This is a genomic window from Pseudomonas sp. H11T01, assembly GCF_048515765.1.
GTDB lineage: Bacteria > Pseudomonadota > Gammaproteobacteria > Pseudomonadales > Pseudomonadaceae > Aquipseudomonas.
In genome coordinates this window covers 93,673-105,797 of sequence record NZ_JBLYED010000020.1, presented here as the reverse complement: position 1 = coordinate 105,797, position 12,125 = coordinate 93,673, and the positions used below count along the sequence as shown (strand labels likewise).

The following is a 12,125-nucleotide window of genomic DNA, read 5'->3' as shown; positions in this document are numbered from 1 at the left end:
TCCGACTTAACGATCACGAGAACACTGACAATGAAAATAAAAAGTCTTCTTGCCTATTACGTTCCCTTGTTAATCCTGTTCCTCCTGGTATTGGCCGTGCAGGTCTCGCCGCCAGCGCAATCGCCCAGCGTCAAGGCCTGCAAACAATACGCAGGCTGTGTCGCCATCAGCCAGAGTGTTCCGAACTGGCTGAATTTTCGCTAGGGTCGGAGCGTATCGAACACTTCACACCACAAGGCCGAAGAGGCCTTGTGGTGTGAAGTGTTCGGCCGTTGGACGTGAGCGGGTGTGCGATGGTTTTTTGGTGGGTGCGCATTGCGCGCCTTCTTATTTTTAGCCACAGGCATTCTGGCTTACACCACAACCCCGGTCACTATCAGGCCGCCGAACAGGCAAAAAAAAGGCGACATCTCTGTCGCCTTGAACTGTTTGGCAGGACCGAAAATGCCCCCTCAGTTGATCGGCTGAGAGGTGATCCTCCACTGGGCATCCAGCGGGCCGATCATCTCCAGCAGCCGCTTGTAACCGGTCTGGAGGATGCGCCACTCGCCCTGCTGCTTGACGTAGTGATCCTCGTAGATGGCGCTGCCGTTCAGCAGGGTCTGCTCATCGAGGTTGATGAACAGGTCGTTGAGGTACCAGAGGCCAGTGGCTTCATCTCCGTTGACCGCAATTTCCGGCGTGTGGCCGTTGTGCATACCGAAACGGCGGTTGGTGAAGTTGCTGCGGTAGAACTCGATGGCCTGCTCCACTCCGTTGAGTTCGAACTGGTAGGTCGGGCTGTCGAAGCTGATCTTCACTTCGGGTGCGAGGATGCTGCGCAGTAGTTCGAGGTTGCAGGTATCGATACCACGAAAATAGCGGGCCTTGAGCTGTTTGATCTGCTCGATGGCAACGAGATCCAGCATGATAGAAATCTCCAGGGGGAGGGCGATGGCCAGACTGGCATCGTGTGAGCGTCGGAAAGCGGCGACATCCCTGTCGCCTTGAAGTGTTTAGCAGGGCAGAAAGTGCCCGCCGTTGACGTCCAGTTGCGCGCCGGTAATCACCTTGGCGTAGTCGCTGGCCAGGTACAGGGCGGCCATGGCGCAGTCGTTGTCTTCGGGGATTTTGCGCAACGCAATCTGCTGGGCGACCTGGTCGACCAGCGACTCCATCGGGACGCCCAGGCGCTTGGCTTCGCTTTCGAAGTAGCCGATCACCGGCGCGCCCCACATCCAGCCCATAAAGGTGGAGTTGACGCGGATGCCATACGGGCCGAGATCCTGGGCCAGGTACTGCACGGCGGTTTTCAATGCGCCCTTGGAGACGGCATAGCCGGATTCCAGTTGGTTGGGGGTGCGGGTGGCCATGGTGTTGATCATGACGATGCTGCCCGACTTCTGTTTCTTCATCTGCGGCAGCACGGCCTGGGTCATGTGCATGGTGCCAAACAGGTTGACGTCCATCGCCTTGCGCCAGTCGTCCATTGACGACTCGGAGGAACTGCCCCAGGCGCCATGGGCGTAGGCAGAGTTGATCAATACGTCGATCTGGCCGAAGTGCTCGATCGTCAGGTCGGCGAGCGTCTGGCACTGTTCGGCCTGGGCGATGTCGGTGGGGACTTTCAGGACAGGAGTGCTGTAGCCGGCATCGCGGATGGCCTTTTCAGCCTGGTCCAGTTTGGCGGGGGTGCGAGTGGCCAACACCACGGCCTTCGCCTGATACTCCGCGGCACGCACGGCCAGCTTGATGCCCAGGCCAGGGCCGATACCGGAAATGATGACGACTTTATCTTTCAGCAACATGGCAATTACCTTCTTATTGTTTTGGTAGGGAAGGGGAAGTTCAGGTGCGACTGGCGTGCAGTTCTTCGGCACGTCGTTTCAGATCCAGGGCCACCTGGTCGAAGGCGATTTTTACCCAGGCACCGTGTTCAAGCATGATCGTGTCCTGGTTCAGACCCAGGAAAATATCAGTGGTGAAATAGCTGCAGCGGTTGGCATCGATGGCCTTGATGTACTGATCGCGGCGGGCGGCGTCCATGTTTTCCGGGACAGGACGCTGCTCCCAGGACAATAGTTGCTCGGGGTCGCAGGCCACGAGGTATTCGAAGACCGGGACGGTTTCGCCGGTAGCAGGGTTCAGTACCTGCATATGCACCTCGTCACCGATCTGCAGACCGCACTGAATGTTCGGACAGAACCTGTTCCACAAGTGGTAATTGTCCAGATCGATGAGCACTTCCCAGACCACCCGGGCGGGGGCATTAATTTCCACCGAGTGGGAGGTCACTATGTTTTCTGCTCTAGCCATGACTGTCTCCTGTTGTGCATTCAGTTGATGGGTCTGGAGGTGATCTGCAGCTGTTCGCTCAAAGGCTGGATAGTCTCGAGCAGGGTTTCGTAGCCCGTCTCGGCGATCATCCAGCGCTCGTCGCGCTTGATGTAGCGATCCTGGTAGATCGCGCTGCCGTGCATGTGGGTGTTGTCCTCGAGGTTGATGAACACGTAGCTCAGGTACCAGAGGGCCGTGGCCTGGTCGCCATCGACTTCGATTTCCGGGGTGTGACCGTTGTGGGTGGCCAGGCGGGTTTTGGTGAACGAGGTGCGGTAGAAGTCCAGCGCATCGCCCAGGCCATTGACGTGAAACTCGTAGGCAGGGCTCTTGAACGACAGGGCGACGTCTTCGGTGAGCATGCCCTGCAGCATCTCGATGTTGCAGGTGTCGATGGCGCGGAAATAGCGCGCCTTGAGCTGTTTGATCAGCTCGATTGCTTCTAGATCCAACATGGGAAACCTCCTTATGGGCTGCTCAGGCACTGAGTTGGTACTCGCTGGTTTGGATGCAGTCGATCTTCTCGAAGTCGATGAATTTGCTGGTCGATTCGTACATGGCCTGCTGGCGCTGCGCGCATTTGTCCGGGTCGCCCAGGGCAGCGAAGAATCCTTGCGGATTGCCGATGGCCTCGGGCGGGAAGTTTTCTTCGACGATCGCGTGCAGCACCGGCGCACCGTAGGTGAGCGCACGTACCACGGTGTTCTGCCGGTAGCCGAAGATCGATTGCAGCGGATAGGCATTAGGCCCGTGCCCGTTGCGCCAGGTGTCGTACCACTGCTCGTAGCTCATCCGATGTGGCTTGTGCAGCAGCGCCACCTGATTCATGCCGGGTGTGCGCTCGCCAACCGGCACCCGGTATTGGGCTACGCGCGCCCGGCGCTCCTCGGGGTAGGGCTCGGATTCCAGAACCAGATAAGCCTCCAGGCGGCTGGTCAACGGTGTCAGGAGATCCTTGATGGAAGGCCATTGCGAGGCACTGTCCAGCCACAGCGAGAGCAACCCGTCCAGCGGGACGGCGCTGTTGGTGATGCGCTGTGTGGACGCGGCGGCCACCGCCTCATCGACCACCATGACACGCAGGGTGCGTGCGCCGACGGTCGCCAAGTCGTCGTGCAGGCCGAGCAGCGTCTGGCGCCATTGCTCGGCGCTGTGCTGTGGCGGCTTCCACAAGGTCAACATGAGTTTTTCCATGAATCCTCCGGCCTGCGTTTAGTGGTTGGCGCTCAGATGACGGGCGCGATATTCCTTGTAGTCCTGAGTCATCTGCGCTTCGTTCAAACCGAAGCGCTCCAGGCTGTAGTCGTGGCTGGCACGTTTTTCCCGGCTGTTTTGCGACAGCCATCCCTGCGCGTCGGCGCGGGCCTTGTCGGTAAACGGCAGATTGGCAAAGGCGTAAACCCTTTCCAGCACTTCCATCGGCTGGGTCACGGTGTCGGCGAAGTTGATGTCGAGAAAGCGCTCGGCAGCGTGCTGTTCGCGCACGTGCATGGTGTGACGGATGCCACGTGCCATGCGGCTGTTCCACTGCTCGCCGACGGCTTTCGGATCCGGGTTGTCGCTGTACATCTGCCAAAGGGTGTGGGCCATGCTGGCCATGGAGGGGATAGTCTGGGCGGGTTCGCGGTGGGTCAGAATGACCTGCGCCTTGGGGAAAACATCCAGCAACAGGTGCAGGGTGTGCAGGTGTTGGGGGGCTTTCAGCAACCAGCGCTGGCCCGCAGGCTCACCCCGCTGGCTTTTCTGCCATTGCAGGAACTGCAGCATTTTTTTCAACTGGGTGTAGACCGGCCGTTGATCTTGCTGATCCAGCCAGCGGGTATAGCTGGGCACGTTGACGTAGGCGTCCATGGCGCACATGAACGAGTGTTCCATGAGCATGAACTCTTCGTCGCAGAGCATGGCATCCAATGGGTGGATGGCGAGGATCTGCGGGATGACCTGGGCCATCAGCTCGACCTCGGCCTTGGCCTGGGCGATGCGCTTGCCCGGCACGGCCAGGGTTTCGTCTTCCAGCGGTGCCGGAAAGCGGGTCTCCCACCAGGCGGCCGAGTAGAAGCGCGGGTCAACCGCCAGCGTGCGTTGCAGCATGGTGGTGCCAGTGCGTGGCAGGCCTACGATGACCAGCGGATCGTCGATCTGTATCTGGGTGATTTGCGGATAGCGGACAAGGTAGTCCTCGATCACCAGGCGATTGACCAGTTGTCCCACCAGCCTTTCCTGCAGCAAGTACTGGCCGGTCTGCGACAACTCGGCTTCGGCGGCCAAGGCAACCAGCAGTGCCTCCAGAGACTCGCGATAGTTGTCATCGCCAAAATTGCTCAGGCCGTTGGTGCGCGCGATGGCGCTGGCCAACAGGCTTTCGACGGTCAACTCTTCAATCAGGGTATGCGCGTTCATTGGGCCTCCGCGACTGCAGACACGTTTACAACCCGGGTGGTGGGGTGACATTGTTCCTGGGCACCGACCCAGCGCAGGCACATCGTGCCCTGGCGTACGCCGGCGGTTTGCAGCCAGTTACTCACCCCGGGATCCAGCTCGCTGAGGACCAGGGTCACGCCACCGTTATCGTCGTATTGGGCCTGGTGTTTGTTGAAGCAGATCTGGTGGTAGCGGTAGTCCAGCGACTCCATCCAGTAGTTGTTGATCTGCAAGTTCCAGAAGTCGCACTCCGGCACTTTGTCGATGTGGATGACCAAGGCTTCGTCTTCAGCCAGCGCCCAGTGCGAGTGGTAGTAGAAAATGTTCGGGTCGCCGCCCACTGACTGGCAGAGTGCCTGGTTGGCCGGTGGCAGCTGATTGCTGTGGGGCAGGTAACTTTCGCTCCAGTCGGCGAACAGCCTGGCGGTGTTCTCCACGAAGCTGGACACCCGCGCCAGGCCTTGCTGGAAGGTCGCCGGATCAAGGGCCTTCGGCTTGCTATTGGTACCGATGCGCTCAATGCTCAGCTTGGCCGGTACTTCTATCCGACGGTCAAGAAACGTCTGGCGCACGATCAGGGCGTTGGTGGCGTCTTCCATTTTCAGCCAGTTGCCCGGTTGCGACTCGCGGCTGAGGATGATTTCAAAATTGCCCTGGGCATCGACCTGTAACTGGCTGGCATCGATGAAACCGGTCTGGATCAGGGTGCCGTCGGTTTCATAACCGCCTTTCTGGGTCCCGAAGCTCAGGTAAGCGACACTGCCGCGCTGGCCTTTGATGCGGTATTCCAGCGTGCCGTCCAGGCGCGAGTACTCGTAGAGGTTGTCCGGGTTGTCGGCACCGATCTTCGCGGTTTCGTGGGAGGTCTTGAAGAAGCTGGGAAAGGCCGGGTCGGCAAACTCGATGTGCATCTCCAGGCCGATGCGCAGCAGGCGCGTGAGGTAGCGAAAACCTTCGGCGCGGGTGGCTGCATCGGCTGGCGCTTCGGGACGCAGAATCTGCTCGCCGCAGCGCTTGAGGTGATCGCAAAACGTGGACCAGGTCTGGCCACTCAACAGTTGTTGTTCGTCAATCGAGCTGATTGTCATTGTTAGACGCTCTTGATTAGTCGAACCCGGATCGTAAACGCCCCCGCAGAGGCGCCCGAACCGAATTCATCGGCCCACAACAGGACCACTGTTTTATTCGCCTCGCGTCATCCTTTCGGACTACTCGAGGCGACCCTTAAACGCCCGGCGAACCGGGCGATGGTGCTACTCCTTACCGATGATGCCGCGCTCGGTCAGCACCGCGATGATGCGATCCACTGCGCTCTCCGGCGTCAGTTTGCTGGTCTCGATATGGATGTCCGGCTTGTTCGGCACCTCGTAGGGCGAGTCGATGCCTGTGAAGTTCTTCAGTTCGCCACGGCGGACTTTCTTGTACAGGCCCTTGGGATCACGCTCCTCGGCCACGGCCAGCGGCGTGTCGACGAAGATCTCGATGAACTCGCCTTCCTGCAGCAGCCCGCGCGCCATCTCGCGCTCGGAACGGAACGGCGAGATGAAGGCCGTCAACACAATCATCCCGGCGTCCACGAACAACTTGGACACCTCGGCCACCCGGCGGATGTTCTCCACACGGTCGGCATCGGTGAAGCCCAGGTCGCGGTTCAGGCCGTGGCGCACGTTGTCGCCGTCGAGCAAGTAGGTGTGCCGGCCGCGGGCATACAGTCGGGTCTCGAGCAGGTTGGCGATGGCCGACTTGCCCGCACCCGACAAACCGGTGAACCACAGCAGCACGGGCTTCTGGCCCATCTGTTCGGCGCGCGCTTCCTTGTTCACATCCACGTGCTGCATGTGGATGTTCTGCGAACGGCGCAGGGAGAACTCAATCAGGCCCGCGCCGACGGTGGAGTTGGTCAGACGGTCGATGAGGATGAAACTGCCGGTTTCACGGTTGTCCTTGTAGGCATCGAAGGCGATCGGCTGGCTGGTAAAGAGGTTACACACGCCGATCTCGTTCAGCGCCAGCTCTTTGGCCGCCAAGTGCTCCATGGTGTTGACGTTGACCTTGTACTTGGGCACCGACAAGGTCACTGACAGGGTTTTGCCACCGATCTTCATCAGGTAGGGGCGACCGGCGAGCATGGCCTGCTCGTGCATCCAGATAAGGCTGACCTGGAACTGGTCGGCCACGCTGGTCGGGTCTTCTGCGGTGGACAGCACATCGCCGCGACTGCAATCGACTTCGTCGGTCAGGGTCAGGGTGATGGACTGTCCGGCCACGGCTTGTTGCAAGTCACCATCGAGGGTGACGATGCGGGAGATACGGCTCTCTTGTCCGCCTGGCAACACACGTATGCGGTCACCGGGATGAATCACGCCGCTGGCGATGGTGCCGGTGAAGCCACGGAAATCCAGGTTGGGGCGGTTGACCCACTGCACCGGCATGCGGAATGACAGTTTCTGCTGGTGCGCCTCGTCGATCTCGACGGTTTCCAGGTAACCCATCAGCGTGGTACCGCGGTACCAAGGCATGTGCTCGCTCTGTTCGGTGATGTTCTCACCCCGTAGCGCGGACATCGGGATAGCGGTGAAATCTTGCAGATTGATCTGCTTGGCGAAGGCGCGGTAGTCATCAACGATGGCGTTGAAAACTTTCTCCGAGTAGTCCATCAGGTCCATCTTGTTGACGGCCAGTACCACCTTGCGAATGCCGATCAGCGACGCCAGATAGCTGTGGCGTTTGGACTGAGTCAGCACGCCGCGTCGGGCATCGATCATCACCACGGCCACATCGGCCGTGGAGGCACCGGTCACCATGTTGCGGGTGTACTGCTCATGGCCGGGGGTGTCGGCAACGATGAACTTGCGCCGGTCAGTGGAGAAAAAACGGTAGGCCACGTCGATGGTGATGCCTTGTTCGCGCTCGGCGGCCAGGCCATCCACCAACAGGGCGAAGTCCAGTTCGCCACCCTGGGTGCCGTCTTTTTTCGAGTCAGCCTCCAGCGCTTCCATCTGGTCTTCGAAGAGCATTTTCGAATCGTAGAGCAGGCGCCCGATCAGGGTGCTCTTGCCATCGTCCACACTGCCGCAGGTAATAAAACGCAGCAGGCTCTTGTGCTCGTGGGCCTTGAGGTATTGCTCGATATCCTCGGCAATCAGGTCAGATACGTGTGCCATTAGAAATACCCCTCTTGTTTTTTCTTCTCCATCGAAGCGGACGAGTCGTGGTCGATCATTCGCCCCTGACGCTCGGATGTGCGGGTCAGCAGCATTTCCTGAATGATCTTGGGCAGGGTATCGGCATCGGACTCGACGGCACCGGTGAGCGGGTAGCAACCCAGGGTACGGAAGCGCACGTTGCGAATCATCGGCACTTCACCAGGGTTGAGCGGCATGCGTTCGTCATCGACCATGATCAGCATCCCGTCGCGCTCGACAACCGGGCGGGGCGCGGCGAAGTACAGCGGTACGATCGGGATGTTTTCCAGGTGGATGTACTGCCAGATGTCCAGCTCGGTCCAGTTTGATAGGGGGAAGACGCGGATCGACTCACCTTTGTGTTTACGCGTGTTGTACAGGTGCCAGAGCTCCGGGCGCTGGTTCTTCGGGTCCCAGCGGTGCTGGTCGGAGCGGAAGGAGAAAATCCGTTCCTTGGCCCGCGATTTCTCCTCGTCGCGGCGTGCGCCGCCGAAGGCTGCGTCGAAGCCGTAGTGATCCAGCGCCTGCTTCAGACCTTCGGTCTTCATGATGTCGGTGTGGATTTGCGATCCGTGCTTGAACGGGCTGATGCCCATTTCAATGCCTTCGGGGTTGGTGTGGGTCAGCAGGTCCACGTTCAGTTTGGCCACCATCTGATCGCGGAAGCGATACATCTCCTGGAACTTCCAGGTGGTGTCGACATGCAGTAAGGGGAAGGGCGGCTTGGCCGGGTAGAAGGCCTTCATCGCCAGGTGCAGCATGACCGCGCTGTCCTTGCCGACGGAGTAGAGCATGACCGGGTTGTCGGATTCGGCGACAACCTCGCGCATTGCCTGGATGCTTTCGGCTTCCAGTCGTTGTAAGTGGGTAAGCGTCATAGATTTTTCCTTCGCTTTTTGTTGTTGTCGCTTATCAACGTACAACTGCCGCGGTTCGGACTTATGCGCGACTTGATGTTTTAACATCAGGCGCAACATCTGCAGCATGGGGTTGCGGGGCAGGGTGGCGGCGACAGCTGCCGCGTGGTCGAGCACATCGTCATTGCTGACGCGCGCGGCTTGCTGACTGATGTGGGTCGCCAGTTCGCGGGCACCGCTGAGCATTTCGCTGGCTTCGGGCAGGTGAAACAGGTGCAGCCGATCGGCGCGCTCGCCGGCCCAGGTGATGAAGGTGGCGGCGCGTTGCCAATGCATGCCCGAGAGCAGGGCGAACACCTTGCGTTCGGTGCAGAGATGCAGGCGGTCGAAGAATACTTCCAGGTGGGGCGCGCGCAACCTGTCTTCGTAAGGCATCCAGAGCACCTTGCCGCGGTTGCTGACTGCGCGCAGCACGCCGTAACTGAGCTTGCCCTGGTCGTTGCGCGCGCCGTAGTCGTCGATCCAGTGGATCTCACCGTTCTGCGTGCGAGCCTGCTCGAGAATGTGCTGGTAGGTGCTGCGGTACCAGCGCTGTACCGCCAGCGAAGCATTGGCGACGCGCTTGGCCGGACGCTCGGCATTGAGCTGCCAGCGTTGCAAATAATGGGCGGCGGTGCGTTCTGGCAAGTCGATAGCGTGCAGGCGCTTGACCAGTGCCTGCATGGCCTCCAGCTGCCAGAGCAGGAACGGCAGCTGGTGCCGTTCCGGCAGTGTGCTGACCAGCAGTTGGTAAATGTTCCTCTCCTGCTCTGCCGAGAGGCTGCGGCCTTCACCGTGCTTGCGCCCGCGGTCGCGCACAGGCACGGCATTCCAGCCGCCGGCTTGCCAGGCCTTGTAAGCGGCGATGATGGTCGGCGAAGAGAGTCCAGTGTCCTGGCTGATGGCCTTGAGCGTACTGCCGGCAATGCGCAACTGCACGGCACGCAGGCGCAGGCTGTTGATCTGAGGAACGGATAACTGATTGCCGTGTGGCACAGGAACTCCTGTTAAACATCCAATTGCTGATTGGCGGTGATGTGGATGTCTGTACTGTTCCCTTATCCGAAAAACGGCGCATAGGCCGAATGGACCATACGAAGAACAAAAACAGGAGAAATCCCATGAACGAGTCAATGGCTGTTCTGCTCGAAGACGTCATCGGTATTGCTCGCGCAGCGGGCGAACTGGTGCTGGAGGTGTACCGCTCGGATTTCGAGGTGCGCGGGAAGGTTGATACCTCTCCGGTGACTGAGGCTGACGAGCGCGCCGAGACCTTGATTCTGCAAGCCTTGGCAGCGCGCACACCGGAGATTCCGGTTATTTCGGAAGAGGCCGCCGCTGCCGGTCAGGTGCCCGAGGTGGGCCAGCGTTTTTGGCTGGTGGACCCGCTCGACGGCACCAAGGAGTTCATCAATCGCAACGGCGAGTTCACCGTCAATATCGCCCTGATCGACAATGGCGAACCGGTGCTGGGGGTGGTTCTGGCACCCGCGCTGGAGCGTCTGTTCGCCGGTGCCCGTGGTTGCGGAGCCTTTATCGAACAGGCCGAACAGCGTCAGGCCATCCACTGCCGGGCGGTGACGGAGGAGGGCCTGGACGTGGTTGCCAGTCGCTCCCATGGCGATGCCGAGGCGCTGGATACATTCCTCGACGGGCGCAAGGTGCGCTCACTGAAAAGTGCCGGCTCATCGCTGAAGATTTGCCTGGTGGCTGCCGGCGAGGCAGACCTTTATCCGCGTCTGGGGCGCACCATGGAGTGGGACATCGCCGCGGGGCATGCGGTGCTGGTCGCCGCCGGCGGACAGGTCTGCACCCTGGCCGGCGATGCATTGCGTTATGGCAAGCCCGGTCTGGACAACCCTCACTTCTACGCTCGCGGGCTATAGATCCTCGCCAACTCCAGCTTGCGCACGGGGCCCGCTTCCAGAGAGGGAGGCAGGCCCTCTGTGGTTTAAAGGCTGGCGATGTGGTGGGTGATTCGAGCTTCGACAGCCATCAGCGCCGCCAGCGACTCACTAAAAAATACCGGCCCTTGAGGTTGATAACTTTCGCTACCACGCCTATCTGTCTCGGGGCTCGGAACTCGTCGTTGTTCGATAGATCGGCAGGCTGACTCCAATGGACGCGTCGAACGAGTATCGGTGTCCGGCAGGGCAATCACTGACCCGGCGGTATTCGACGGTGGAAGACGGGATATTGATGACTTGGCTTCAGGATCCATCCGGTGCTGGCAGAGGTTTCACGGATGAGGCCAAGATGGCCGAGCGGCGTGAAAGCGTCACCGTTAGTAAGAGCGCAAGCGAGCCGCGGGCAGGGGCTGGTCCGGTATCGGCGGCAGTACTGATGGAGGCGTCACCGTGGCCTGGCGGAAGTTGCGCAGGCCACGGTACCGAACAGCTTGCTTGATGCGCCCCTAGCCAGCGCTGATGTTGCCGCAGAAAAGAGGTCGGCTGCCGTCTGCCGGGCTGGTGCGAACGAGCAAGGCATAGTCACCCTTGGTCAGTTCGCTCAGCGCCACTGGTGCCAGGGCCCAATGCCGGGTTCGCGGGGCCAGCGATGGATAGTCGACGCTGTTGGCCTGACGGGTCTTGTACGCAGGTTGTGCGCCCAACTGCTGGCACGAGCCAGCGTAGATAGCGGTGTCGAGGCGGCTAGGTACGGCCAGGTCGTGGGGGATACCACCGACGGTGAGCCAGATGCTGGTTTGGTTGCCCACCGGGCTGAGGGTGGCTCGAGCGATATGCTCTGCGTTTTGCGGGGTAGCATCGAGGGGAACATCGACAATCTCGGTTCTGCTCGCGCAACCTGAAATCGCCCCTGCCGCCACTACCAACGCCAGCCAAGATGTTCTGTTCATCACAGATCTCCTGAATTGAGGTGCGTTGATTTCATCCCCCTTGTGAAGTCTAGTAGCCTGCTGCGGGCGCAGGATCTAGCTGATGGGTGGTCATCGGCAGAGCTTAATCAGACAAGTGTAGGTGATTTCGACGCCATCGCCCGTTCGTAAACGGTCGGTGGCAGATATCCCAGTTTCGAGTGCAGTCGCTCGTTGTTGTAAAACCCAACGAGGTATTCCGTAATGTCACGGATCGCTTCGGCGTGGTTGGCGTAATCGCGCCGCCATACCCGCTCCATTTTCAAGCTCAGGAAGAAACGCTCCATCACTGAGTGTCCCAGCAGTTACCTTTGCGGCTCATGCTTTGCTGCATGTCATTGCGCGCCAGTTCAGCCGGCATGTTCGGGGCCATGGACCAGCCCACTATCTTGCGCGAGAACAAGTCCAGCACCACGGCCAGGTATAACGGTC

The 12,125-nt window shown here is 60.0% G+C and carries 12 protein-coding genes and 1 pseudogene; 2 read left to right on the top strand and 11 right to left on the bottom strand.

Annotated features, from left to right (window positions below; all coding sequences use genetic code 11):
• The first annotated feature begins 30 nt into the window (after positions 1-30).
• Positions 31-204 (top strand): hypothetical protein, encoded by a 174-nt coding sequence (locus ACN1C3_RS24220; protein WP_419118268.1) that lies wholly within the window; start codon positions 31-33, stop codon positions 202-204.
• A 248-nt stretch (positions 205-452) separates the two neighbouring features.
• Here ACN1C3_RS24220 and ACN1C3_RS24215 read toward each other — a convergent pair whose 3' ends face one another.
• From ACN1C3_RS24215 to cysD, 9 genes are all read right to left on the bottom strand, one after another.
• Positions 453-908, bottom strand: a complete 456-nt coding sequence (locus ACN1C3_RS24215; RefSeq protein WP_419118267.1) for a nuclear transport factor 2 family protein — start codon at positions 906-908, stop codon at positions 453-455.
• Positions 909-995: 87 nt separating this feature from the next.
• On the bottom strand, positions 996-1,787 hold the full coding sequence (locus tag ACN1C3_RS24210; RefSeq protein ID WP_419118266.1) for an SDR family oxidoreductase: 792 nt from the start codon (positions 1,785-1,787) through the stop codon (positions 996-998).
• Positions 1,788-1,827: 40 nt separating this feature from the next.
• Positions 1,828-2,295 (bottom strand): SRPBCC domain-containing protein, encoded by a 468-nt coding sequence (locus tag ACN1C3_RS24205; RefSeq protein ID WP_419118265.1) that lies wholly within the window; start codon positions 2,293-2,295, stop codon positions 1,828-1,830.
• 20 nt (positions 2,296-2,315) lie between these two features.
• Entirely contained in the window at positions 2,316-2,771 is a 456-nt protein-coding gene (locus ACN1C3_RS24200) for a nuclear transport factor 2 family protein (RefSeq protein WP_419118264.1), read from the bottom strand.
• Between the two features lie 22 nt (positions 2,772-2,793).
• Entirely contained in the window at positions 2,794-3,510 is a 717-nt protein-coding gene (locus tag ACN1C3_RS24195; RefSeq protein ID WP_419118263.1) for a hypothetical protein, read from the bottom strand.
• An 18-nt stretch (positions 3,511-3,528) separates the two neighbouring features.
• Entirely contained in the window at positions 3,529-4,716 is a 1,188-nt protein-coding gene (locus tag ACN1C3_RS24190; RefSeq protein ID WP_419118262.1) for a sulfotransferase family protein, read from the bottom strand.
• Positions 4,713-5,825, bottom strand: a complete 1,113-nt coding sequence (locus ACN1C3_RS24185) for a DUF1214 domain-containing protein (protein WP_419118261.1) — start codon at positions 5,823-5,825, stop codon at positions 4,713-4,715. Before ACN1C3_RS24185 ends, ACN1C3_RS24190 begins: the two co-directional genes overlap by 4 nt.
• A gap of 165 nt (positions 5,826-5,990) precedes the next feature.
• Positions 5,991-7,901, bottom strand: a complete 1,911-nt coding sequence (gene cysN, locus ACN1C3_RS24180) for a sulfate adenylyltransferase subunit CysN (RefSeq protein ID WP_419118260.1) — start codon at positions 7,899-7,901, stop codon at positions 5,991-5,993.
• A complete protein-coding gene (cysD, locus tag ACN1C3_RS24175; RefSeq protein WP_419118291.1) occupies positions 7,901-8,887 on the bottom strand; it encodes a sulfate adenylyltransferase subunit CysD in 987 nt (328 codons plus the stop codon). The genes cysN and cysD overlap by 1 nt, the downstream gene beginning before the upstream one ends.
• A gap of 1,052 nt (positions 8,888-9,939) precedes the next feature.
• Here cysD and cysQ point away from each other — a divergent pair.
• Positions 9,940-10,704: a 3'(2'),5'-bisphosphate nucleotidase CysQ gene (cysQ, locus tag ACN1C3_RS24170; RefSeq protein ID WP_419118259.1), complete on the top strand. Its 765-nt coding sequence runs from the start codon at positions 9,940-9,942 to the stop codon at positions 10,702-10,704.
• 527 nt (positions 10,705-11,231) lie between these two features.
• Here the strand turns inward: cysQ and ACN1C3_RS24165 are convergent.
• Together ACN1C3_RS24165 and ACN1C3_RS24160 are read right to left on the bottom strand one after the other, a co-directional pair.
• A complete protein-coding gene (locus tag ACN1C3_RS24165; RefSeq protein WP_419118258.1) occupies positions 11,232-11,675 on the bottom strand; it encodes a hypothetical protein in 444 nt (147 codons plus the stop codon).
• Between the two features lie 107 nt (positions 11,676-11,782).
• Positions 11,783-12,120, bottom strand: a pseudogene (locus ACN1C3_RS24160) (integrase core domain-containing protein); the annotation flags it as partial.
• Positions 12,121-12,125 lie beyond the last annotated feature (5 nt).

Coding starts and splice junctions, on each gene's coding strand:
- ACN1C3_RS24220 (WP_419118268.1), top strand. CDS start 31: ATGAAAATAAAAAGTCTTCTTGCCTATTACGTTCCCTTGTTAATCCTG.
- ACN1C3_RS24215 (WP_419118267.1), bottom strand. CDS start 908: ATGCTGGATCTCGTTGCCATCGAGCAGATCAAACAGCTCAAGGCCCGC.
- ACN1C3_RS24210 (WP_419118266.1), bottom strand. CDS start 1,787: ATGTTGCTGAAAGATAAAGTCGTCATCATTTCCGGTATCGGCCCTGGC.
- ACN1C3_RS24205 (WP_419118265.1), bottom strand. CDS start 2,295: ATGGCTAGAGCAGAAAACATAGTGACCTCCCACTCGGTGGAAATTAAT.
- ACN1C3_RS24200 (WP_419118264.1), bottom strand. CDS start 2,771: ATGTTGGATCTAGAAGCAATCGAGCTGATCAAACAGCTCAAGGCGCGC.
- ACN1C3_RS24195 (WP_419118263.1), bottom strand. CDS start 3,510: ATGGAAAAACTCATGTTGACCTTGTGGAAGCCGCCACAGCACAGCGCC.
- ACN1C3_RS24190 (WP_419118262.1), bottom strand. CDS start 4,716: ATGAACGCGCATACCCTGATTGAAGAGTTGACCGTCGAAAGCCTGTTG.
- ACN1C3_RS24185 (WP_419118261.1), bottom strand. CDS start 5,825: ATGACAATCAGCTCGATTGACGAACAACAACTGTTGAGTGGCCAGACC.
- cysN (WP_419118260.1), bottom strand. CDS start 7,901: ATGGCACACGTATCTGACCTGATTGCCGAGGATATCGAGCAATACCTC.
- cysD (WP_419118291.1), bottom strand. CDS start 8,887: ATGTTAAAACATCAAGTCGCGCATAAGTCCGAACCGCGGCAGTTGTAC.
- cysQ (WP_419118259.1), top strand. CDS start 9,940: ATGAACGAGTCAATGGCTGTTCTGCTCGAAGACGTCATCGGTATTGCT.
- ACN1C3_RS24165 (WP_419118258.1), bottom strand. CDS start 11,675: ATGAACAGAACATCTTGGCTGGCGTTGGTAGTGGCGGCAGGGGCGATT.